The sequence below is a fragment of the Cohnella sp. WQ 127256 genome (assembly GCF_024519285.1).
Classification (GTDB): Bacteria; Bacillota; Bacilli; order Paenibacillales; family Paenibacillaceae; genus Cohnella.
The window spans coordinates 540,294-564,346 of record NZ_JAMZCY010000001.1; the positions used below are offsets into that span (position 1 = coordinate 540,294).

Genomic DNA, 24,053 nt, shown 5'->3' on the forward strand with positions numbered 1-24,053 from the left:
ATGAACATCATCATGGTGAGCGGCGGTGTTCGATCAGGGAAAAGTGCTTATGCGGAGAAGCTTGTTGAGAAACTAGTTAATGAGCAAGCATCCGTATCCCCACCCACTAAAGTGTTGTATGTTGCAACCGGGATGCGATCTGACGGTGAGATGGATACACGAATTGAGGCCCATCAGCAACGCCGTCCTGAGTCATGGGATACATTAGAGGCGCCAAATGAGCTAAGTGCTGATCCTTATAAGGATTACGATATTGTTCTTGTGGATACGCTGACGGCATGGATCGGCAATCAGCTATTCGTTGTCCCAGAAGAGCGAATCAGAGATCGTGATATCACAGAGTCTATTTTGATGAGAATTCACGCGTACATAGATGAGTTGAAACAATTAAAGCTACATAGTCTCATTATCGTTACCGATGAAGTAGGCTGGGGAGGCATCGCCATGTCACCTCTTGGACGCTGGTTTCAAGATGTCATTGGAGAGGCAAACCAACTGTTGGCGGCAAGTGCGGATGAAGTGTTTGCAGTTATTAGCGGCTTGCCTTGGAGGCTGAAGGGATGAATGCATTTTGGCAGGCGGTTGGTTTCTTGTCCCGTTTTCCCGTACCTTCTAAGGCACAGACTCTTAAAGGCTGGGATCACAGCCCACGTTATTACCCATTGGTCGGCTTACTCATTGGATGTTCTCTCTGGGTAGTCGGTTGGCTTGCGGAGCTGGGCTTTGGGACTTCAGCAATTGCTGTATCTGCAGCCATATCGGTTGCTTTCTGGATTTACATAACCGGAGCGCTACACTTAGACGGTCTGATGGACTTGGCTGACGGTCTCGGTAGTTATCGTAGTCGTGAACGAATGCTTGAGATTATGAAGGACAGCCGTGTGGGAGCGATGGGTGTTGTCGTGGCGGTTATTCTCATTGTTATTAAGATTGTAGCCGTGCAGCAATTATTCGTTCGCGATGAACTTATAATGATTGTGATTATTCCCGCAATGGCGCGGTTTACGCTTCTACTTGCAATCTACTACTTCCCCTATATTCAGGAAAAAGGGTTAGGAAGTGGATTACGCCAGGGTGTTAATAAATTTAGCCTGTTTCTAAATATGATTCTGATTTTAGCTGTATTATATTTCACGATAGGCTTGCACGGCTGGATCGTATTCGGAGTCATGTTACTCGTAGGTTGGCTGTTCAGTCGATCGATCGTTCGCAAGCTAGGTGGGTTTACTGGCGATGTATACGGAGCGTTGATCGAAACGATGGAAACCCTTGTTTTACTCCTTTATCTGATTCTCTTAAACAATCCTATCCTATAACTGAACAGGAGACTGAAATGACGCAATGACTCAACCTTTTCGTGGAGCAGAAACGATCTACCAAGCTGATCTGTGGCCAGAGCTTATTATCCAATATTCCGAAGATCATGTACTCATTCAAAGCGACGAAATTTATGAAGTGCTCAGTAATGCTCCTTTTAATGGGGGGCTGAGTAGCGGCAACAGGTTTGTGAATTGGAAAGTACCTATCAACTACGACTGTACGGATCCAGTGTCAATGATGCAGGCCGAGCTGAAGAAGTGGGGCTATCACTCCGCATCAGCTATTGGTCTGCAGACAGCGGCCCATATTACACATACCTCCTTCTATGAAGAAAACGGTGACGAATTCAAAATACTCGTCTGCGCATCTGCTGGAACAGGTAATGCGGTGCGGGGTGGACTTGAGCGGGAGACATTTTCGGCTTATATGCCAGGAACCGTCAATATCATGATCGTGATTGACGGTCGGATGACGTCCAGCGCGATGGTCAATGCAGTCATTAGCGCGACAGAAGCGAAAAGTTCAGCATTCGAAGCCTTGAACATTCGAGATCACAGTCATGGCTGCATCGCAACGGGCACTTCGACCGATGCTGTCCTTGTAGCTGTAAGTCAGTCAGCAAGCTATGAGCATACTCATCGTTATGCTGGCGCGGCAACAACGATTGGAAATGCGATAAGTCGCCTAGTCTATGAAGCTGTCCATGAAGCGATACGGACACAAGGAGAACCTCGATGATGATCGAAGTGTGGATTCTCCTATGCGCATTTGTCATAGATCTTATCGTAGGGGACCCAAGAGCTCTGCCCCATCCTGTTGTGGGGATGGGTTATGTCATTAAGAAGCTAGAGCAGCCTTTGCGTGAGTTGGCTAATCGGCAATGGTTCCAGCGGTTGACAGATGGACGTACATCCACCTCTGTAGCAAAAGCTTCTTCCGGCAATCGGTCACTTAAGCTCGCTGGGATAGCCTATCCGATTGTGTTGGTTGGCGGATCGTTCGCTCTTACTTGGCTGCTGTTAGAGTTGCTAGCTCGAATTCATCCTTGGCTTGCTTATGGGGCGGAAGTTTGGCTCATCTCAACAACGATTGCTACGAAAGGGCTCGCGGATGCAGGGATGGAAATCTATCGTCTTCTGAAACAAGGGGATCTTCCGAAAGCTCGTTATGCTTTATCCATGATCGTAGGACGGGATACGGATAAGCTTAATGAAGGTGAAATTACTCGAGGCGCAGTAGAGACTGTCGCAGAGAATATCGTTGATGCGATCTTATCTCCGCTATTGTATGCCCTAATCGGTGGGGCCCCTCTTGCTATGGCTTACCGAGCGGCGAATACGCTAGACTCAATGGTTGGCTATAAAAATGATAAATATCTGAATCTTGGCTGGGCTTCTGCCCGTTTTGACGATGTGGCGAACTGGATTCCTGCGCGGTTATCTGCACTATTTATTGCCCTAGCGGGGGTTGTGCTGCGGCGTCCAGCAAGTAGATCTTTACGAACAGTTTCTCGCTTTGCGCGTCTCCACCCAAGTCCAAACAGTGGTTTTCCCGAATCTGCGGTAGCCGGTGCGTTGGGTATTCAGCTTGGAGGCCTCAACTATTACAAAGGAGTCGCATCTGACAGGGCAAGGATGGGGGATGCTATTCATCCGCTCGAAGCTGAACATATTCGATTGACGGTCAGACTTATGGTTGTGAGCTCGACGTTATTTGTAATCGTGTTAGCCATCGTTGCGGCGTTATTGTGGTCGTAATGTAACGGATTTCCGAGAATGTTTCGGAGCCCCCTAGATTGAGATTGGTGAATATAGGTTCCTCCACATAATTTTCCTAAGATCAGCCCACACTGAATACGAGTAAATTCTCGGAAAAGGGCTGATGTACATGTGTAATCGCTTTTCGTTAACAGCGGAACTATCGGATTTAACCGAGGATTTTCGCATCGATCGGGTTCATGTACCCTACTTAATGCGTTACAATATTTCGCCAACGCAACAAATCCCCATCATTCAACAAATCGGAGAAGAGCGTTGCTTGAATGAACAGCGGTGGGGCTTAATGCCTTATTGGGGCAAAAATTCAATCAATGCAAACGTAGATACGCTTGGAGACAGGAAATATTTACGTAATATGCTCACGAAAAAAAGATGTGTCATTCCTTGCAGTGGATTTTACTTCTGGAAGCACGAGGGGAAGACCAAGAGCGCGTGGCGTGCCGTAACTCGGGGGAAGTCAACGTTTGCAATGCCAGGCATATTCGATGTATGGCTAGATTCGGAGAAAAATGAATTTCCAATGTGTACGGTCATCACTAGGGGAACTGCGTTTGATACCAATCAGCCATTACCCGTCATTCTAGATGACGAATCATTAGAAATTTGGCTGAATCCGAATGAAACGCGGATAGAAATGCTTCAATCACTTCTACAGTCGTTACCAGATGCTGATTTTCGAACCTATCCGGTCACACCATCCATAGAAAATACGACTTGGGAAACTCCTGATTGTATCGCAGAGGTTCATCCGTCTTTGTCACTAGTGAAGATCTAATTGAAGTGCAATAAAAATGCAGCACCGCAAACATAGCGGTAGCTGCATTTTTTATGCTTGTGGGGACAGGTAAGATGAACCTAAGATAATGTCGAAAATTGTTGTAAACAAAGAGCAACTATGATTCAATTTGATAAGAAGTGAAATGGAATATTTCCCAGTGAATTTTGAAGCTGTGGCTAAATTCTATGACGATTCATTAAATAAGTGAGGTCACATAATGGAGCATGTTCATGGTTCGTACGATAAAGTTCTCGTTATTTTTTCGTATATTGTTGCAGTTGCAGCGTCTTATACGACATTAGATTTAGCAGGTAGAGTGAGTGCAACGATCGGAAGGAGTCGATGGCTGTGGCTCTTATTCGGTGCGCTTGCGATGGGAACGGGAATTTGGTCGATGCATTTTATTGGGATGATGGCCTTCTCGCTGCACGTTCCGATTGCGTATGATGTCGTCATCGTTCTAGTGTCTGTGCTTGTTGCGATTGTCGCTTCCTTTATTGCATTATTCATAGTTAGTAAGGATCAATTAACGATTATTCGTTTACTGAGTGGTGGATTGCTGCTCGCATTCGGCATTTCTTCGATGCATTATATTGGAATGGCAGCTATGCAAATGGATATTACCTATGATCCATTCTATTTCTCTCTGTCTATTATCATTGCGATTATTGCATCTATTGCGGCATTGTGGTTATCGTTCTCCTTCCATAAGGGAGCAGGAAACGATGGGGTGTGGAAGAAGCTAGGCAGCGGACTGATTATGGGTGCTGCGATTACCGGAATGCATTTTACAGGTATGGTTGCAAGCGAATTTCATCTTGGAGGAGAATCTATACTCTCGTCGGGGGTGGTGTTGGATCAAAAATGGTTGGCGTATTTCATCGCGGGGGGGACATTGTTTACTTTAGGTTTATCTCTCTTAGGAATATTCATATCTAAGCGATTCTCCTTCAAAAACTCAGAAATTCAAGAGAAGCAGGATGAAATCTATTTTATCAACCAAGAGCTGCGACAGCTAAATGATAACTTGGAGCAGCTGGTGGCTGAACGGACCGCGCAGCTGGAAAAAGCTCATGATGAGGCGATTCAAGCAAATCGGATTAAGAGTCAGTTTTTGGCTAATATGAGTCATGAGCTTAGAACGCCGTTGAATGCGATTATCGGCTATAGCGAGATGTTGATGGAAGAATCAGAAGAGTTGGGTGAGCCAACCTTCACGGATGATCTCGGTAAAATTAGTAAATCAGGAAAGCATCTGCTCGCTCTTATTAACGATATATTAGATATTTCGAAAATCGAAGCTGGAAAAATGGATATTTACTTCGAGGAATGTGAGCTAACGGAGCTGTTGCAGGATGTGATTATGACCGTCAATCCTCTCATCGCAGGGAATGGGAATGAGATCCATACTCATTTTGTGAAAGGTGCAATGGTTACCGATGTGACGAAGCTGAGGCAAATTCTAATTAATCTGCTAAGCAATGCGAGCAAATTTTGCAAAAATGGAAGGATTACATTTGAAGTTAGTTGTCACCCTAGAAATGCCATCGACGGATATCAATTTAGCGTGAAGGATACGGGGATAGGAATGACTAGCGAACAGCTAGAGAAGCTATTTCAGCCTTTCTCTCAAGGGGATTCGTCGACGACGCGTAAATATGGAGGAACCGGTCTCGGTCTAGCGATTAGTCAACGCTTTTGCGAGATTATGGGGGGGACCATAAGTGTCGAAAGCATGCCTGAACAAGGCAGCACGTTTACTTGCTGGCTTCCCGCATCTCCTGCGACAGAAGGTTTGGTGAGTCATACGGTACTGAATCTTCCTGACAAAGCAAATGAGGACCATCAGGTGAGTATTCTACTTATCGATGATGAGCCGGTTAATCAACAAATTATGCGGAGCTTTCTGGTTAAAGAGGGGTGGACGTTAGCTTTCGCAGATAGCGGATTGGAAGGGATCAAGCTATCAAAGCAACTTCGTCCTAAAGTAATTTGCTTAGATATTCTCATGCCTAGCATGGATGGGTGGAGTGTACTTTCGGCACTTAAGAGCGACCCCGAGCTAGCTGACATTCCGGTCGTCATCACTTCGTTGACGAATGATAAACAATTAGGCTTTTCACTTGGCGCCTCCGAATTTCTGACAAAGCCTCTACAGCATGACAAGCTCATTCAGGTCATGGACAAGTATATTTCCAATCGCAAGGATCATTCCGTTCTTGTTATCGAAGATGACACGATGACTAGTGAATTAATGACGAAGCTACTGCATAAGGAAGGCTATGACGTAACTCAAGCTTCGAATGGTAGGATTGGATTGGAATGTATGACGAAGTCGATACCCACATTGATTTTACTTGATCTGATGATGCCGGAGATGGACGGATTTCAGTTTATCGAGGAGCTGCGCAAACATGAGGCCTGGAGTTCGATTCCGATCGTAGTTATAACTGCCAAATCCATTACGTCTCAGGATCGATTGAAATTGAACGGCTTTGTAAATGGCGTCATTCAAAAAGGATCGTTTGATCACAAAGCATTACTGTCAGAAATTAGCCGTTTCATGGCAGCTGCCAAAGGAGCATGAGCGATTTGCTTAAAATACTATTAGTCGAAGATAACGAATTAAATCGAGACATGCTGACTCGGCGCCTTGCCCGTAAGGGATATCAGGTCATTGTGGCTGAGGATGGCCAGCAAGGTGTCGAGCTTGCGATTCAACAAAGCCCTGATCTCATCTTGATGGATATGAGCTTGCCGGTACTAGATGGATGGGAAGCGACGCGGATTTTGAAGAACAAGCTTGAGACGAAGGCAATTCCGATTATTGCTCTAACTGCTCATGCTATGGCAGGAGATAAAGAGAAGGCTTACCAAGCTGGATGTGACGATTTCGATACGAAGCCGATTGAACTGAGCCGACTAATCGGCAAGATTGAATTGGCTATGGAGAAGGTAATGTTGAAAGGTGCGTATAAAGATGGATCAGATCGAGCTTAGACTCAAGCAAGCCAATATTTTAATAGTGGATGATCAAGAATATAATATTAGCTTATTGGAAAGAATTTTACGTCGAGCGAGCTTCGACCAAATATATAGCACAATGGACCCCTTACAAATCGAGCAAATGCTATTCGACATCAATCCTGATATCGTACTGCTTGATTTGCACATGCCAGGGATGGATGGACTTCAAGCTCTTCAGATGATCCGGGAGAAGACGGGAACGGACAGTTATTTGCCCGTGCTGATGCTTACCGCAGATATGACTCCTGAAGCCAAGCAGCGTGGCTTGCAGGCCGGCGTGAATGATTTTCTGACGAAGCCCTATGACCGCACGGAAGTGATCCTACGAATTAATAATTTATTAAAGACACGTTATCTACATGTACAGCTTCAACAGCATAAAAACACGCTGGAGGAGAAGGTACAGCAACGAACGAATGAGCTTCAAAATGCGAAGCATGAAATTTTACAACTCCTTGGTCGTGCATCGGAATTCCGCGACGATATGACTGGACAGCATACGCAGAGAGTTGGACATTTGTCAGGGTTAATTGCTAGAGCAATCGGCATCCCTGACAAGCAGGTGGATATGATCCGAAGAGCAGCACCCCTGCACGATATTGGTAAAATCGGCATTTCCGATGAGCTTCTCTTAAAGCCAGGCCGATATGAGCCCCATGAGTTTGAACAGATGAAAAGCCACACGACGATCGGTGAGAGCATCCTGGAAGGGAGCTCCTTTGCCGTGCTGAAGCTGGCCGGTATTATCGCTAGATCGCATCATGAGAAATGGGATGGTTCTGGTTATCCTCATGGCCTCAAGGGGGAGGAAATACCTGTTGAGGCACGAGTTGTAGCGCTTGCCGATTTCTATGACGCGTTGACTCATGAACGCCCATATAAGAAGGCATGGACAGCGGAAGAGGCGCTTGCCGAAGTGGAGAGACAGAAGGGAATTCATTTCGAACCCCGAATTGTTGAGGCATTCATACAGTTATATCATCAGAATGTGATTTAGTCATTGAGGCTTGGCAACCAAGGCGACTCGCGATATACGGTGAGCATTTCGAATAATTCAGGTACATAGAAGGACAGATTAAGGGGGTTCGCATTTCAAACCCAAGGAGATGGTTCCCCTGTCCGAAGTCAAACTTGCAGTTATTTATTATAGCTCAACAGGTACGAATTATCAGTTGTCACAGTGGGCTGCTGAAGGTGCGAAACAAGCGGGAGCAGAGGTTAAGGTTCTCAAGGTTCCAGAGCTAGCTCCGGAAGCGGCAATTGCCTCTAATCCAGCATGGAAAGCACATGTGGATGCCACGAAGGACGTTCCAACTGTGAAAAATGAGGATTTGGAGTGGGCGGACGCTTATATTTTCTCGGTGCCAACCCGCTTTGGTAACATGCCCGCACAGATGAAGCAATTTCTAGATTCATTAGGCGGACTTTGGTTCCAAGGTAAATTGACGAACAAGGTAGTTAGCGCCATGGCGAGTGCAGGCAATGCACACGGGGGGCAGGAAGCCACCCTGTTGTCGCTGTACACATCTATTTATCACTGGGGTGGCATTGTCGTTGCACCTGGTTATACCGACCCAGTTACGTATACGGCAGGTGGTAACCCCTACGGTACGAGCGTTACCGTCGATTCGTCAGGCAAAATGGTCGAGGATGTGCAAGCTGCTGTTCAGCATCAAGCGAAGAGAACAGTGACAGTCGCAGGCTGGGTTAAAAAAGGCTTGCAGGGCTGACGCAGATAAGTAAATAAGAGGGCGATAGGGCATAATGTCCGAATCGTCCTCTTTTGCGTGACTAACGAGATCATGCGTTACATTTTTCTCCATTGAGAGGGAGTCATTCCTTTGTATCGCTTGAATAGCTTCGTAAAATAGTTCGGATTGTCGCAGCCGATCCGTTCTGCGATTTCAGTAACAGACAAAGTGCTTTCAAGAAGTAAACGATCCGCTTCGTTCATCCGGTATAAGTTAACGTATTCGATAAAGGTCCGCCCCGTTATTTTCTTGAATGTTTTACAGAAATGAAACGAACTCAAGTTGACGTACTTCGCTGCTTGCTCAATAGAAAGCTTGTCTGAATAATGGGATTCCAAATATCGAATGAGCTGCTTGAATGGCTCTAAATTTCGCGATGGAGGTTCACTGGATGTTCCTGTAGCATCATTGGGTAAAGATAAGCGAGCGATATGTATGAATAGGAGGAGCATGTGCGTTTTGATCGCTAATTGATAGGCTGCATCCTTGGTCGTAAATTCTTCGATCATCTGCTGCAGCAACGATTGAACCTTTGCAGAGTTCTCATCCGTTTGACTCAGCTTAACGGGGGATGAAACCTTGCTCACCATAAATGGTTTAATGTATCTCTGATAGGCAGGATCGATGGCGGAATCCTCAAGTAATGAGGTGTTAAATACGATGGACATATACTGAACGGGACAATCTGCTAAGCTGTAACCAACATGAAGTCCGCCAGATGGCACGAATAAGACGTCGCCAGGACTAGCTTCATAGGGCAAGCTATCGATATAAAAGAGAGCATGTCCTTCCTGCATGTAGATCACTTCGAAGTGCTCATGCCAATGCAAGAACAGCACATTTTGCTCTTTTCTCGCATGAGGTACTCGGTTGCAGAACATATTGATTGGGAATTGCCTATCGGATAGCAACGTGTTTTCCCAAAGGTCTTTCGAATAGGTCATAGTGCCTTGCCTCCATGAGAACAAGATAGTGCTAGTTTATCACAGGATTACATAGAGAACCTTTCGTTTTTGATAGATATAATAAGGTTGTTAAATAATTGCAACCCTATTAGCTTACTTGATGTATAGAAGGGATAGATTTCTCGATGACAATAGCTTATAAGATTGCGATCGCAGGCTGCGGTGGTATGGCGAATACATGGGTGAAATATGTGTTAGGACGAATGGATGCAGAAATCGTCGCGCTAGTTGATATTAAGCAGGAATTTGCACAAGCGATGGCGGATAGGCATGGGCTAACGTGCTGTACCTATACGGATATTAAGCAAGCAATAGAGGAGACAGGGGCTAATCTCGTTTTCGATATTACCATTCCGGCGAGTCATTTTACGATTAGCACGTCGGCTATGAGCTTGGGATGTGATGTGTTTACAGAAAAACCACTTGCCGAGTCGATGGAAGAGTGCCAGGAAATTATCAACATATCGGATCAGACTGGGCGGAAGCACACGGTTATGCAGAACCGTCGATTTGACGTCCGCATTCGGGCTCTCCGTGAACTGATTACAGCTGGAACCATCGGAAAGCCGGGGTATGTAGGCGCAGACTTCTTCTTGGGTCCTCATTTTGGAGGATTCCGGGATGCTATGGAAAGCCCACTATTACTGGATATGGCGATTCATACCTTTGATCAAGCACGGCTTATTCTTGGGGCGAATCCGGTATCTGTATATTGTCAGGAATTCAATCCTGTCGGGTCATGGTATGCGGGTCAAGCAGCAGCCGTCTGTATTTTCGAAATGTCTGATGGATCCGTGTTCTGTTATCGTGGTTCTTGGTGCGCGGAAGGCTCGCCTACTTCATGGGAAGCTGCTTGGCGAGTTACAGGGGAAAAAGGAACAGCGATCTGGGATGGTTTAGGAAATCCCTATGCGGATGTAGTGGCGACTGGTGATCAAGAGGGCAATTTTATTCGCGAATGTGTCCGGATAGATGCGGATGTGCCAGAGCAGTTAAAGCCATTTCACGAAAGCTGCCTGGATGAGATGTTCTCTGCACTAACTGAAGGAAGATCAGCAGAAACCGATTGTCGGGACAATATTTATAGCATGGCGATGGTTCTAGGGGCGATTGAAAGCTCTAAGACGGGGCAGAAAATCATGATTTCAGATTTGTTATAGCGTCCTTATCCAACAAACCTCTCTATTGCTACAAGCATATCTGTTGTATAATTATTGCTAACTATCATGATCGTTATGGAGGTAGCACTTTGGCTCAGTTGTATTTTAAATATGGAACGATGAATAGCGGTAAATCCTTTGAAATCATTAAGGTTGCTCACAATTACGAAGAGCAAGGCAAGCCCGTACTTATATTTTCTCCTTCTATCGACACTAGGGGAGGCGCCGATCAAGTGGGCTCCCGGGTTGGATTATCCCGTAAGGCGATTCCGGTGGATGAGAATACGAATCTGTTGGAGAGTGTTCAAGCTCATCAAGCCGAAACAGAAAACAATAGAATTTACTGCGTACTTGTCGATGAAGCTCAGTTCCTATCGAAGAATCAAGTGCTGGAGTTGGCTCAAGTTGTGGATGAACTGGGCATTCCGGTAATGGCGTTCGGGCTCAAGAACGATTTTCAGAACAAGCTGTTTGAAGGAAGCTATAACTTATTAATCCAAGCAGATAAAATTGAAGAAATCAAAACAATCTGCTGGCACTGTGACCGCAAGGCTACGATGGTTATCCGGTACCGTGATGATATTCCTGTGAACGAAGGGGAGCAAGTCCAAATCGGTGGCAACGAGGACTACAAGCCAGTATGCCGTCGTTGTTATAACGAAGCATTCAAAAACAAATAAGTGGATTTGGCGAAGGAAGACAGGGAAACCTGTCTTTTTTAGTTGTGCTGAATGTATTAGTTCACGTCTATTCGCCTCTGAATCATCTCTGCTAAACTACCTCATTGCTCTGGGAATAAGACCGCGAGGCGGACTTATCCAGCCCAAAGTAACCCGATTGCCGGGAATAAGACCGCGAGGCGGACTTATCCAGACCAAAGTAACCCGATTGCCAGGAATAAGACCGCGAGGCGGACTTATCCTGTCCAAAGTAACCCGATTGTCGGAAATAAGACCGCGAGGCGGACTTATCCAGCCCAAAGTAACCCGATTGCCAGGAATAAGACCGCACTGCGCACTTGAGAATATATACTTCATTGATCCTGAGGTCCCGCCCTCAAAGTAAATTCACATTTTTTTACAATAAAAGCGTTTTCATTTAAAGGATAATATGATATAAAGGAATTAATAGTCTATCTAAACGTTTAGATATAAATTGTAACGGGGTGAAGCATTGTCTGAAATCGGTATTAAGGATATCGCAGCTAAGGCTAATGTATCAACAGCAACCGTATCTTATGTTCTGAACGGGACGCGGAATGTGAAGCTCAACACTAGGGAACGCGTGCTTCGCGTCATCCAAGAAATGAATTATAAGCCGAATAATGCTGCGCAAAGCTTAAAAAGAAAGCGAACGAATACGATTGGTGTTATTGCCGAAGACGTTACCGTGTTCAATGTACCGGAAATCATTGATGGGATAAACGATTGCGCGGACCGAATGGACATGCATATCTTACTAACGAATCTACGTCTAGATAAGAGAATTGGGCGGGAATTTGATCGTATGGATAGCTATCGCCATTATGCGGATAACGCCGTATCGGAGCTACTGAGCAAACAGGTCGAAGGGATCATCTATATCGGTGTTCATCCCCGCGATCTTACGGGATTCATCGATACTTTCGGCAAACCGATCGTCTATACATACAGCTATACTCATCATGACTTATCGATTCAATATAATGATGAACAAGCTTCATACGATGCGATGGCTTATTTGGTTCAGAAAGGACATACCCGTATCGGCATCATTAGCGGGGTGATGGATTCAACGCCGTCTCGTCTCAGGTTTAATGGCTTCTACAAGGCAGTGACGGAATATGAACTGCCTTTCGATCCTCAATTGATCAAGATAGGAGACTGGGAAGCAGAATCCGGCTATCGGCTCACACTTGAATTGCTGGAGCTTGAGCAACCGCCTACTGCAATCGTAGCGATGAACGACGTTATGGCTGTTGGGGTCATTCGTGCCGCTTCGGAAAAGGGGGTACACATACCAAAGGATCTTTCCGTAATCGGATTTGATAATCGGGAATTTAGTAACTATTTAATCCCTCGTATCACGACGATGGAGTTACCGCTTCATGAGATGGGGTATCAGGCTATGGAGTCACTCGCACTCCTCATTAAAGGGGAAAAGGTCGAGAAACAGCCCATGCCCAGCTGCAAGCTGATCGAGAGAGAATCCGTAGCTGCACCTAGAATTCGCTAGCTTTCTCTTTATTCTAAAATCTAAACGTTTAGATTTTAACCTAGACTATTCATCGCCCCCCATTCGCAGCAATTATCATACCCTCATCTGAGAAGCAGGTACTTATAGCCGCTTTGTCATGAAGGGTTTTTTTTGATCGGAAGGGAGGTGATTGCCTTTTAGAGAGGATTCCACTAAATAGACAGTTAAAGCGACATCAAGAAGGAGGAGAAAAGCTGTACTAAATTGCGTCTCGAGGAGGAGTAGTTCATGTTCACGCAAACGGCATTTCGTTCGAAGCACTTTTTCAATCAAGTCGTAGCCTTCTTTGCAACTGCTGTGTTAGTGCTTCTGTTGCCCAAGATTGCTTCCGCGTACACGATAACGAATACGACTTTCAACGTTCAAACCGGAACGAATGGTGAGATCACCTCGCTACAACTGGTGGGGGATTCTTTTCCGACGAATTATGTTATGAACGCTACGAACGCACCCAATCAGAATACCGCAGATCACCAATGGCTTGGTGAATTAATGTTTAAGTACAAGCTAGGTAGCGGGGCATGGACCAATGCATGGACTAGTAAATCCGCAGATGGTAGAACGCAGAGTCAGAGTGGTAATACGGTAACGGTTACGTACCAGAACTCTACTAACGCGGAAGGAATCAAAAACTTTAAGGTTGTGGAGACGTACTCGCTCGTGAATGATTACTTGCTGTGGTCGATCAACGTTACGAATACAAGCACACAAACGATCGAGTTCGGAGATTTCGGCTTACCGCTTCCCTTCAATGAATTCTGGACTGGAGGTAATAATGAAGAGATCTATGAAACAAGGGTACTAAACCACTCATTCGTGGGAAACAACAGCTCCTATATTACGGTCGGAAGGCCAAGTGGAGTTGGCCCATCGCTATTGATGGTCCCGGATGCGACCACGGGTGCCGGATTCGAGTATCAGGATCGTTGGCGGATCGAAGAGCATCCAGGAAGTAAGTGGGCAATGGATCAAGGAGGATGGGGCGAAGGTCTTAACGTTTACTATCTACATTCGAACGTGATTAAGAGCACGAATCGGGGGTACTTGCCGAACACGAGCTTGACCTTGGCTGCTAACCAAAGCAAAACTTATTCATTCAAATTTTTTAAGGTGGCGAATGAGAATGCTGTGAAGGACAAGCTCTATAGCGAAGGGCTGGTCGACGTTACGGCGGTTCCCGGAATGATCTTCTCGACCAATATGAAGGCGAAGATCGATCTGAGGACGACGAAGACAATTACTTCTGTTACAGCACAATACCCTGCAGAGACGACGATTAATTTTCTTAATACGGTAACCGGGGGCCATAACATCTATGAGCTGACGTTAGGCCATCTAGGTCCGAACAACATTACGGTCAATTACGGAAGCGGTGAGAAGACAGTCCTGCAGTTTTACGCGATTGAGCCAATTGACACCGCGCTCCAAAGGCATTCTACTTTCATGGTCAATAGCACCCAATGGAACGCACCTGGTCAGATCCAGGATAAAGTGTTCGACGATTGGATGATGGATACGAAAGCGAAGAGAAACGTATTCAATGGCTATTGGGGCTGGGGAGATGATTGGGGGTACACCCACGGACAATTCCTAGCGGAGAAGAACGTCCAGACGCCGGTCGCATCGGAAATCACGGCAGTTGATCAGTATTTGGAAACGGCAATCTGGAACAAGCTCATGGCCACGAATCATTCGGATTATCTCATCTACGACTTTCTAATGCCGGCTCCGAATACAACTCCAACCTATCGGGGTTACGCATATCCGCACATTTACAACACTTATTTCAGTATGTATAAGATCGCCAAGCTATACCCAGAGATCGTCACCTATATTAATCCGAAAAACACCTATTTGCTAAGAGCGTATAACATCTTCAAGACGTTGTATGATGGACCGGTAGCCTACAACTGGAATACGGGCTTGATGGGAGAGTTAACGACTCCGGAGATGATTAAGGCTTTGCAGGACGAGGGCTACACGACACAAGCTAACGATATGATCGCGAAGATGGCGACAAAGTATAACAACTTCAAGAATACGACTTATCCTTATGGTTCAGAGTACAACTATGACAATACAGGTGAAGAAGCCGTATACACACTCGCGAAAATGAACAACAACACAACGATGAAAAGCAAGATCAATGCCAAAACACGTGCAGCACGTGGTCATATGCCGATCTGGTATTACTATGCGGATCCTGTGACGATAACAGGTGAGAATTGGTGGAACTTCCAATACACTGTATCTTTGGCTGGCTATGCTATGGATGATTGGATTCGCAACAATTCAGCAACACCGGAAGTCGAACAACGGATGTCTTATGCGGCGAAGATCGCTAATGTGGGCGCGATCAACTCTGGTCAAATTAGCTCTGATCCTGCTAATATCGGAGCAGTTGCGTGGACCTATCAAGCCGAGAAAGGCAACTATGGGGCGTTAGGCCACGGAGGAGGACCATTGCAAAATGGTTGGAGGGGGATGTCGGGAGAAGCGGACCTCGGTTTATTCGGAGCCATTAAGATTCTGAGCTCTGATGTCTCCGTTGATCCGATCTTCGGATTGTATTGTTATGGTTGCGAGGTTACTTCAAGCGGTGGCAACTATTCTGTAATTCCGAAGGATGGCGTATTCCAGCGCCTGAATCTAATTACGGAGAAATTCGGAATGGAGCTGGAGCGCGACAAGTATACGGCGGCGACCGTTGCAATCGCCAAAAACTACGTTAACTTTACGCTTAAGAATTCCACTCCGAGCACAGCACATACAACTAAGGTTACCTTCTCCGGTCTTGCGCCAGGTTCTTACAATATTTTATTGAACAACGCGGCTGCGGGAAGTGTTAACGTGACGAGCGGAAATAAAGCAACGATTAGCTTAAACGTGGGTACGGTAGCGACTTATGATGTGAAGCTGCAGCAGGGAACACCACCAGCCAATACAGCTCCTGTCGTGAGTGCGGGGTCCAATGCGACTTTTACGCTACCAGCTAGTATAGCTCTAGTGGGTACAGCTACCGATGATGGCTTACCAAGCGGTACCTTGACGACGACCTGGAGCCTCCAAAGCGGCCCAGGAACAGCAACATTCGCAAATGCCGGCGCTGTGAATACGACTGCGACCGTGTCGCTCGCGGGTACCTACGTATTCCAATTAAACGCTAGCGATGGTGTCTTGTCATCGTCAGCAACAGTTACTCATACGGTAAATCCGGCACTGCCAGTACCGGAAGTCATCGTCAACTATTTGTTTAACGAAACAAGCGGAGCAACCGCCAACGATTCTTCGGGTAACGGAAAACATGCGGCGTTAACCGGAGGAACGACATGGGTGACGGGTCATGCGGGTAGTGCCCTTAGCTTGAACGGCAGTAATGCTTATGCAAGTCTACCGAGTGGGATCGTAAGTAGTCTGAACGACTTTACAATCGCTACGTGGGTTAAAGTGAACAGCTTAAGCGATTGGGCACGTATTTTCGACTTTGGCACAAATACAACGAACTATATGTTCCTCGCTCCACAGGCAGGTGGTGCGGGTCTTAGATTCGCGATTACAACCGGAGGCAACGGCTCGGAGCAAGTGTTGAACGCACCTGCCCTGCCAACTGGCGTATGGAAGCATGTTGCCATTACTCTTTCCGGTACGACTGGCCGGTTATATGTGGACGGGGTGCAGGTGGCAATCAACGCCAGCATGACGCTTAAGCCATCTAGCTTGGGCAATACCAATCTGAATTATATAGGGAAGTCCCAATTCAGTGATCCGTATTTGAATGGCCTAGTAGATGATTTCCAAATCTACAGCAGGGCATTGAGTTCGGTGGAGATAAACACTTTGTTTATCGGAACCCCATCAGCTACGAATATCGCTCCCTTAGGTACGGCTTCCACATCCTTCGTCTCTAGCTGGGAAAGCCTAACCGGTCTCAATGACGGGTATACGCCGACTAGCTCGGGTGATCGAGGGCACCTTGTTTATGGGAACTGGGACAATCCGAATTCGACGCAATGGGTTCAATATGATTTCGCTCAGAATTACACGATATCCAGCGTAGACGTCTATTGGTTTGATGATGATGGAGGCATTGATCTTCCAGCTTCCTATACCATTCAGTACTGGAATGGGACGGCTTGGGTCAATGTTGTAAGTCCTACTGGACTCGGCTTGCTAGCGAACCAATACAATACGACGACCTTTACACCTGTGTCGACGAGTAAAATTCGTCTAAATGTTACTGCAAAAGCCACAACCTCAACAGGGATCTCATCTTGGAAAGTGACCGGCAACTAGAATGAGATTAGAAGGTGCTAGATGGCAATAGAATTGCCGCCCCCGAGCGATATCGTGCTTCATGGGGGCGGCTTTCTTCGTTGTTTAGAGACGATTCGATCTGAATGAGTGGGAGAACTGGAATTGCAATAAAGATTGTCGATTTCAATGTAACCCTTTACAATAGATATTATTAATGAAGAAGTAAAACAAATAGAAACTATTGAATGTTAGGAGAATGCATAGATGACGGACAACAGCAGGGAATGGATTAGACTTTGGCCGAATGATGCTCCTTGGGCGCAAGGAACTGGGGATGAAGATATTCCCGCGATTATGGCGTATCCAGTAAACGAAGATGGCAGGGGGGCTGTAATTGTTTGTCCGGGTGGAGGATACTCTGGCCGTGCCGAGCATGAAGGTGAACCAATTGCTTTATGGCTTAACAGCATCGGTATTCCTGCATTTGTATTACGTTACCGGGTTGCACCCTATCGATACCCTTGTGCGTTGACGGATGTGCAACGGGCTGTTCGCTATATCAGGCATCATGCAGGTGAGCTAGGGATTAACGCCGGCAAAATCGGTGTGCTTGGATTTTCCGCGGGGGGACATTTGACGGCTTCAATCGGAACTCATTACGATTCAGGTAATCCGGAAGCTGTGGACCCTATCGACAGGCAATCGTGCAGACCAGATGCTATCGTACCTTGTTATCCAGTCATAACATTGAAGCCGCCGTTCTATCATGGGGGCTCTGCCATGAATTTACTTGGAGAGAATCCTGATCCAGACCTCCTTGAATCGTTATGCTTAGAAAATCAAGTGACGCCGGATACCCCACCTACATTTATATGGCATACTGCGGACGACGCGGCTGTACCCGTGGAGAATGCCTTACTGTTAGCAAGCGCGTTAAGGAAGAACAATGTTCCATTCGACTTGCATGTGTATGAAACAGGACGACATGGACTCGGCTTGGCCGAGGAGGATCCGCATGTTGCGACATGGACAACCGTGTGCGGACTGTGGCTTAAGCGACAGCAGTTCTAAGTTAGGAGCTATGCCATGCTTTTCGTTTGGATCGCTTTATGGGCTATTGCGCTAATTGTATGGCTAGCAGATCCTCGTTCTCCCGTGAATCGCAGACTGAGTGCTGTTGCAATATGCGGGGGAGCGGGAGCTCTAGCTGCGACGCTTGATGACGTATTTATTCCCTATCTTCAAGCCAACCAACCCTATGAACGCTTGGAAGACCTATTGTATCGTATCCAAGTCGGTTCTTCTTTGTTGTCTTATTATGGACTCCCCTACTTTTATATGATGTTCGCTATGGCTTATAACTCCGTAAGCTTATCCCCCAAGTTACAGCGAGGTCTAGCGTTAGCTTTACTCATTCCCATTGCACTGTGTCTACTTTTCACGCCGCATTACACGGAATACAATCCGATCACTTATTCCATTGTAGTTTGGTGGGCAGTTCCCTATTTTCTGACCGGAACGGCACTTGTCTTGTCCAAGAAAACACGACATTTCTCGTTATCACATACTCATTGGATTATTTGTCTTGCGGTGTTTCCTCCGGTTTTATTCACCATGTACCTGAGCTACATTCTCCCGAATTTTGGTATGCGGAGAATGTGGGAATATAATGTTTGGTTCGTCGGAATCGGAGTGTCCGTTTTCTTGATCGGACTTTTCACTTATGGGTTCCTTGGTTTGCGAGTATTCGTTGATAGACGTAGACTTGATTCTACGCTTCGTGCAGTAACTTCGGGTACCGCTATTCTTCATCATGCGATTAAGAATGACGTGGGGAAAATGAGACTGTTTACGGAGAAAATGCAGGCGTATGCCGAAGCGACGAATCAATCGGAGCTTGCGGAAGATATTCGTGTCGTTCAGAATGCGTCGAGCCACATTCAAGAGATGATCTCTCGGGTTCATCGCCGTACGGAGGATCTTGTTGTAAAGCCCCAAGTCGTAGAGATGGGGCAATTCCTGTATGAGACGCTAAAGCCTTATGAGCCTTTGATGCATAAGGTTAAGCTACATATTTCGGTTCCAGAAGGCTGGCAATGTACCATAGATCCCGCGCAAGTAGGAGAAACGCTCAATAATCTCATTTCTAATGCTGTGGATGCAATGAATGGCGAAGGTCGTCTATTTGTAACGATGCGTGAGGGGAAGCGTGAGCTAACGATTGAGGTTCGAGATACGGGTCCCGGAATGGATAAGGTACAGGTTGCCAAGTCCCTCGAACCCTTCTATACGACGAAAAGCGGTAAGGATGCGAACTTCGGACTTGGACTGCCTTATGCGTATTATGTCATGCGCAAGCATGGAGGTACGCTGCATATCCGAAGTAAACCGGGTGTGGGGACCCGTGTCTACTTGATTTTCCCAAAGCGAAGCGTAACCGCAATACGAAAGTTACTCGATCGATCCACTACTGAAGGAGGCTTGGCTCATGGGCAACATTAACGTTTGGATTGTCGAGGACGATAAAGACTGGCTTCGTGGACTAAGTGCGTATTTGGGCCGACAAGAGGGCATAGAGGTCACGTTTACGGCGATCCATCCAGATGCTGTTCGGATAGCTCTTAGGGATGAAGCGGTAGTTCATACGGCTGACGTGGTACTTATGGATATTATGCTGGACGGTGTTCCAGAGGGAATTATCCTTGCGGAAGAGGTGGCGATCGCTACCGGTGCCAGAGTGATTATGCTCACATCGATGGAAGAGAAAGAGCTTATTTTCCGATCCTTCCAAGCCGGTGCTATAGATTATCAAATTAAATCTGATTTTGAGGCTTTGCCGGAGGCCATCCAAGCTGCTTGGCGCCGTGAATCGCCGATTAGTTCGGCTGCAGCGGAGCAGATGCGTGAGGAGTTTCGCCGATTGAAGCGAATGGAGCGGGAGTTCGAGGTCAAGAAGATGCAGGATAAGATTACGCCGTCGGAATTGGAGCTGCTTAAGCTCATCGACAAGGGCTACACGCAAACAGAAATCGCAGGGCGACTTGTTGTATCCATCCGCACTGTCAAAAATCACATCAATCATATTCTTAAGAAGCTCGGCTCCAAGGGCTCGAAAGAAGCCGCGCAGGAGGCGAAAGAGAAGGGGCTCTTCTAGGTAAATGCTAACGATACACCGATAATTTAATAAGGCTACGTCAGCCAAATCAAGGGTACCATATGAAATTGGTACTATTTTTTTTGTGCAGATATTCTAGAATGAACCTGTAACAAGGATATACAAAACGATGAAATGAGGGATAACGGTGTTCGAGCCCTTCTCGTTGGCGCATTTTCTAGGAATGGCAATGGCGGCGGCTTTAGTCATCGCGATTGTTGCCTTTCGCAAGAGATTAAGAGCAACAACAGCTAATCGCAACGCCAGGTACGCACTGGTCGCGGTGCTCGTCAGCTGCGAGCTATCTCTTCAAGTATGGTACGGCATAACGGATAATTGGGGCTTATACTCCTTACCCTTTCAGCTGTGCAGCATTATGATGTGGTTGTCTGCTCTGCTGTTGTTAACTCGCAACCATAAGCTTTATGAAATCACCTTTTTTCTAGGTGTCATGGGTGCACTGCAGGCGCTACTGACTCCGAATCTTGATGTAACTTTCCCACAATTTCGTTACTTTCACTTCTTCATTGCTCATAGCGCTATTGTTGGAGCAAGCGTCTTCCTAACAGTGATCGAAGGCTACCGTCCAACCGTAGCTTCCGTATTTCGGGCAATCGGTTGGTTGCATGTGCTGGCCATACCCGCGGCAATAACGAATAGCCTAGCAGGTACAAACTTTATGTTCCTTGCTCGCAAGCCGGACACGGCATCCATGCTCGATCTGCTCGCCCCTTGGCCATGGTATTTACTCCAACTGGAGCTCGTGGTGCTCATTCTTTGCTTTGGTTTGCTTGGCATTGTTAGATTAATAGGTAGTCGCTCCGAATATGAAACAAACCGTTCATAAACCGGAGTTATGCTTTATTGCTATTTTCCTGTGCTCATTAGCTTCATCTATACGATTTCCGGAGCTTTCGTGTATAATCTTACCAGTACAATGTTTGGTTCTTCTACGAGCTTAAAGCTAGTGGATATTGGATGCTATTACTCTACTTAGAAGACAAAGAAATGCTGTATAAGTCGTTGAGCTGCTTATTGTTGGAGGGAGTTCCTTCCGAAGGACCTGGGAAAATGGGAGGTGGAAAGAGCAGCCGTAGCTGAGCAAAGTGGAGTAGGAGTTACTACTTGTGACTATTTTCACATTTTCATTACTTTCAGCGTGTTACAGTAGATCCATTCAATCCATCTCAACTAAGAAGAGATATTGAGGGGGAGATGTTAATGGAAACAGAAGCTTTAAAGAAGGTTGAAGAGTTAGCGTTGAAGAAGTCGAAGGTGTACAAACAAAGTAAGCTGCGGTATTTATCAAGGTCTATGTTAGCCGCTATGTTCATCGGTTTTGGGGTCATTGTCGCGTTCAAAACGGGCAGCTTTTTCTATGTTGAGCATTCGCCACTAACGTATCCGGCGGCAGCCCTTACTTTCGGAGCAGCCATTATCTTAATCTCCTATGGTGGAGGCGATCTGTTTACTGGAAATACGTTCTACTTTTCCTATACAGCATTGCGTAAGAAGCTCAAATGGTTGACTGTGGTGAAGCTTTGGATTTGGAGTTATGCGGGTAATGTATTAGGAGCGGCTGTGTTTGCATTTATGATCTATACGACTGGACTTTTCGATGACAGCTCCGTCAACGGATTTCTACTTAGTGTCGTTGAGAAGAAGATGCATACGCCAACGATGGAATTATTTTTCCGCGGGATTTTGTGTAATTGGCTCGTATGTCTCGCCTTCTTCATCCCTATGTCGATGAAGAGCGATGGCGCCAAAATGTTTGCCATGATGTTGTTCGTATTTTGCTTCTTTATTTCTGGCTACGAGCATAGCATTGCTAATCTATGTACGTTCGCGATTGCACTAGTTCTGAATCATCCAGGGACGATATCGTTTGATGGGGTGATGCACAATCTGATTCCGGTAACTTTAGGGAATTTGGTTGGCGGCGGAGTGTTAATGGCGTACATGTACTACTATGTAAATAAACCTTTTTTGGAAGATTAATTGGAGGATTTATAAAATGATTAAAAAGAAGACAAGAATCGTAATTATCGGCGCGGGTGCTGTTGGCTCGACGACTGCTTATACATTGTTACTTAGGAATCGTGTGGATGAGTTAGTACTTATTGATGCTAATCATAAGAAAGCAGTCGGAGATGCCTTGGACATGAATCACGGCATGCCATTTCTAGGTGGGGCAAAGCTGTGGGCAGGAACATATGAGGATTGTCGCGAAGCGGATATTATTGTGATCACGGCTGGAGCTGCCCAAAGAGATGGAGAAACTCGCGTTGATCTATTGAAGCGTAATGTAGCGATCTTCGACAGCATTATGACCGAGGTTATGAAGTACAATTCTCATGGCATTTTATTGATCGCCTCTAATCCAGTAGACGTCATGACTTATTTTTCCTGGAGGAAATCGGAGTGGCCGGTGAAGCGGATTATCGGTTCGGGAACGCTACTCGATAGCGCAAGGTTCCGTTACCTGATCGGTGATAAGCTGGACATCGACCCACGTAGCGTGCATGGACATATCGTAGGGGAGCATGGCGATTCGGAGCTTCCATTATGGAGCCTTGCGAATGTGGCTGGTGCTGAGCTGCAGATCAGTGAGGAAGACAAAGAGGAAATTTTCACTAACACACGTGATGCGGCTTATCAGATTATTAGCGCCAAGGGTGCGACGTTCTACGCGATTGCATTGGCACTTGATCGGATTTGTACGGCAATCTTAAGAGATGAAGGCGCAGTGTTGAACGTATCAACATTGCTGACGGACTACCACGGGATCTCTGATGTATTCATGGGAGTGCCATGTATCGTCGACCATCATGGGGTGAGGGAAGTTCTGAATATTCAAATGACAGAAGAGGAAGAGGTTCTTCTGCAACGCTCTGCCAACAAGCTTAAAAGCTTAATTGAATCGATATCATAATGTTATTTGATTGGGAGAGATACGATCATGTTGCTACATAAAGGTCAGAAGCTATTATTCATTGGCGATTCTATCACAGATTGCGACCGAGTGAGACCGACGGGTGAAGGACTGTTCGGAGCGCTTGGGAAAGGCTATGTATCATTGGTTGATGCTTTGCTGCAAGCCGTATACCCTGATCTTGGAATCCGTGTTATCAATACAGGTTCAAGTGGTAATAACGTAGTCGATCTACAAGCAAGGTGGCAGGAGGATGTTCTAGACCGGAAGCCAGATTGGCTATCGATCATGATTGGAACGAATGATGTATGGCGTCAATACGACACCCCCTTTATTAAAGAATGGCATGTGTATGCGGACAAGTATGAAGCGACGCTCCGTGCTTTGGTTGAACAAACAAAACCTCATATTAGCAACCTAGTGCTGATGACACCTTTCTATCTGGAAAGCAACGAACAGGATGCTATGCGCAAGACGATGGATGAATACGGGGCTATCGTGAAAAAGATTGCTGAGGATACTGGAGCTATGTTCGTGGATACGCAGGCTGCATTTAATGTGGTGCTGAAGGATCTATACTCCTCTACATTAGCTTGGGATCGTGTACATCCAACTCAAGCCGGACATGCCGTACTCGCGAGAGCGTTCCTGAACAAGATCGGGTTCGATTGGAATAGAGGGTAAAGGATACGCATT

21 protein-coding genes are annotated in these 24,053 nt (G+C 46.2%); 20 read left to right on the top strand and 1 reads right to left on the bottom strand.

The annotated features are described in order from the left end of the window. The 9 genes from M1K58_RS02190 to wrbA all read left to right on the top strand — a co-directional run bounded on the left by M1K58_RS02190 (position 1) and on the right by wrbA (position 8,633). Positions 1–564, top strand: a complete 564-nt coding sequence (locus tag M1K58_RS02190; protein ID WP_256757022.1) for a bifunctional adenosylcobinamide kinase/adenosylcobinamide-phosphate guanylyltransferase — start codon at positions 1–3, stop codon at positions 562–564. Beyond that, on the top strand, positions 561–1,316 hold the full coding sequence (gene cobS / locus M1K58_RS02195) for an adenosylcobinamide-GDP ribazoletransferase (RefSeq protein WP_256757023.1): 756 nt from the start codon (positions 561–563) through the stop codon (positions 1,314–1,316). The genes M1K58_RS02190 and cobS overlap by 4 nt, the downstream gene beginning before the upstream one ends. 25 nt (positions 1,317–1,341) lie before the next feature. Then, positions 1,342–2,058: an adenosylcobinamide amidohydrolase gene (locus tag M1K58_RS02200; RefSeq protein ID WP_256757024.1), complete on the top strand. Its 717-nt coding sequence runs from the start codon at positions 1,342–1,344 to the stop codon at positions 2,056–2,058. Then, positions 2,058–3,077 (top strand): adenosylcobinamide-phosphate synthase CbiB, encoded by a 1,020-nt coding sequence (gene cbiB, locus M1K58_RS02205; protein ID WP_256758208.1) that lies wholly within the window; start codon positions 2,058–2,060, stop codon positions 3,075–3,077. The genes M1K58_RS02200 and cbiB overlap by 1 nt, the downstream gene beginning before the upstream one ends. Positions 3,078–3,207: 130 nt before the next feature. After that, positions 3,208–3,873 carry an SOS response-associated peptidase gene (locus M1K58_RS02210; protein ID WP_256757025.1) on the top strand — a complete coding sequence of 222 codons (666 nt, stop codon included), beginning with the start codon at positions 3,208–3,210 and terminating at the stop codon, positions 3,871–3,873. Positions 3,874–4,093: 220 nt separating this feature from the next. Beyond that, positions 4,094–6,463: a response regulator gene (locus M1K58_RS02215; protein WP_256757026.1), complete on the top strand. Its 2,370-nt coding sequence runs from the start codon at positions 4,094–4,096 to the stop codon at positions 6,461–6,463. Between the two features lie 5 nt (positions 6,464–6,468). Next, entirely contained in the window at positions 6,469–6,876 is a 408-nt protein-coding gene (locus M1K58_RS02220) for a response regulator (protein ID WP_256757027.1), read from the top strand. Next, positions 6,857–7,900, top strand: a complete 1,044-nt coding sequence (locus M1K58_RS02225) for an HD domain-containing phosphohydrolase (protein ID WP_256757028.1) — start codon at positions 6,857–6,859, stop codon at positions 7,898–7,900. Before M1K58_RS02220 ends, M1K58_RS02225 begins: the two co-directional genes overlap by 20 nt. Before the next feature lie 118 nt (positions 7,901–8,018). Continuing rightward, the gene (gene wrbA / locus M1K58_RS02230) at positions 8,019–8,633 is read left to right on the top strand and encodes an NAD(P)H:quinone oxidoreductase (protein ID WP_256758209.1); all 615 of its coding nucleotides are present in this window, start codon (positions 8,019–8,021) and stop codon (positions 8,631–8,633) included. A 77-nt stretch (positions 8,634–8,710) separates the two neighbouring features. Here wrbA and M1K58_RS02235 read toward each other — a convergent pair whose 3' ends face one another. Continuing rightward, positions 8,711–9,598, bottom strand: a complete 888-nt coding sequence (locus tag M1K58_RS02235; RefSeq protein ID WP_256757029.1) for an AraC family transcriptional regulator — start codon at positions 9,596–9,598, stop codon at positions 8,711–8,713. Positions 9,599–9,744: 146 nt separating this feature from the next. On the opposite strand from M1K58_RS02235, the gene M1K58_RS02240 reads away from it, so the two are divergent. The 11 genes from M1K58_RS02240 to M1K58_RS02290 all read left to right on the top strand — a co-directional run bounded on the left by M1K58_RS02240 (position 9,745) and on the right by M1K58_RS02290 (position 24,041). Beyond that, positions 9,745–10,779 (top strand): Gfo/Idh/MocA family protein, encoded by a 1,035-nt coding sequence (locus M1K58_RS02240; protein WP_256757030.1) that lies wholly within the window; start codon positions 9,745–9,747, stop codon positions 10,777–10,779. A gap of 89 nt (positions 10,780–10,868) precedes the next feature. Next, the gene (locus M1K58_RS02245) at positions 10,869–11,459 is read left to right on the top strand and encodes a thymidine kinase (RefSeq protein WP_256757031.1); all 591 of its coding nucleotides are present in this window, start codon (positions 10,869–10,871) and stop codon (positions 11,457–11,459) included. Between the two features lie 493 nt (positions 11,460–11,952). Beyond that, positions 11,953–12,993, top strand: a complete 1,041-nt coding sequence (locus M1K58_RS02250; RefSeq protein WP_256757032.1) for a LacI family DNA-binding transcriptional regulator — start codon at positions 11,953–11,955, stop codon at positions 12,991–12,993. Positions 12,994–13,242: 249 nt separating this feature from the next. Continuing rightward, the gene (locus tag M1K58_RS02255; protein ID WP_256757033.1) at positions 13,243–17,307 is read left to right on the top strand and encodes a DUF5695 domain-containing protein; all 4,065 of its coding nucleotides are present in this window, start codon (positions 13,243–13,245) and stop codon (positions 17,305–17,307) included. A 225-nt stretch (positions 17,308–17,532) separates the two neighbouring features. Continuing rightward, entirely contained in the window at positions 17,533–18,339 is an 807-nt protein-coding gene (locus M1K58_RS02260) for an alpha/beta hydrolase (RefSeq protein WP_256757034.1), read from the top strand. Between the two features lie 15 nt (positions 18,340–18,354). Next, a complete protein-coding gene (locus tag M1K58_RS02265) occupies positions 18,355–19,770 on the top strand; it encodes a sensor histidine kinase (protein ID WP_256757035.1) in 1,416 nt (471 codons plus the stop codon). Continuing rightward, positions 19,757–20,422 carry a response regulator transcription factor gene (locus tag M1K58_RS02270; RefSeq protein WP_256757036.1) on the top strand — a complete coding sequence of 222 codons (666 nt, stop codon included), beginning with the start codon at positions 19,757–19,759 and terminating at the stop codon, positions 20,420–20,422. Before M1K58_RS02265 ends, M1K58_RS02270 begins: the two co-directional genes overlap by 14 nt. 148 nt (positions 20,423–20,570) lie before the next feature. Next, complete coding sequence (locus M1K58_RS02275) at positions 20,571–21,269, top strand: YwaF family protein (RefSeq protein WP_256757037.1); 699 nt, start codon at positions 20,571–20,573, stop codon at positions 21,267–21,269. A 374-nt stretch (positions 21,270–21,643) separates the two neighbouring features. After that, on the top strand, positions 21,644–22,423 hold the full coding sequence (locus M1K58_RS02280; protein ID WP_256757038.1) for a formate/nitrite transporter family protein: 780 nt from the start codon (positions 21,644–21,646) through the stop codon (positions 22,421–22,423). A 16-nt stretch (positions 22,424–22,439) separates the two neighbouring features. Further along, positions 22,440–23,357: an L-lactate dehydrogenase gene (locus M1K58_RS02285; protein WP_256757039.1), complete on the top strand. Its 918-nt coding sequence runs from the start codon at positions 22,440–22,442 to the stop codon at positions 23,355–23,357. Positions 23,358–23,384: 27 nt separating this feature from the next. Further along, positions 23,385–24,041, top strand: a complete 657-nt coding sequence (locus M1K58_RS02290; protein ID WP_256757040.1) for an SGNH/GDSL hydrolase family protein — start codon at positions 23,385–23,387, stop codon at positions 24,039–24,041. Positions 24,042–24,053: the final 12 nt, after the last annotated feature.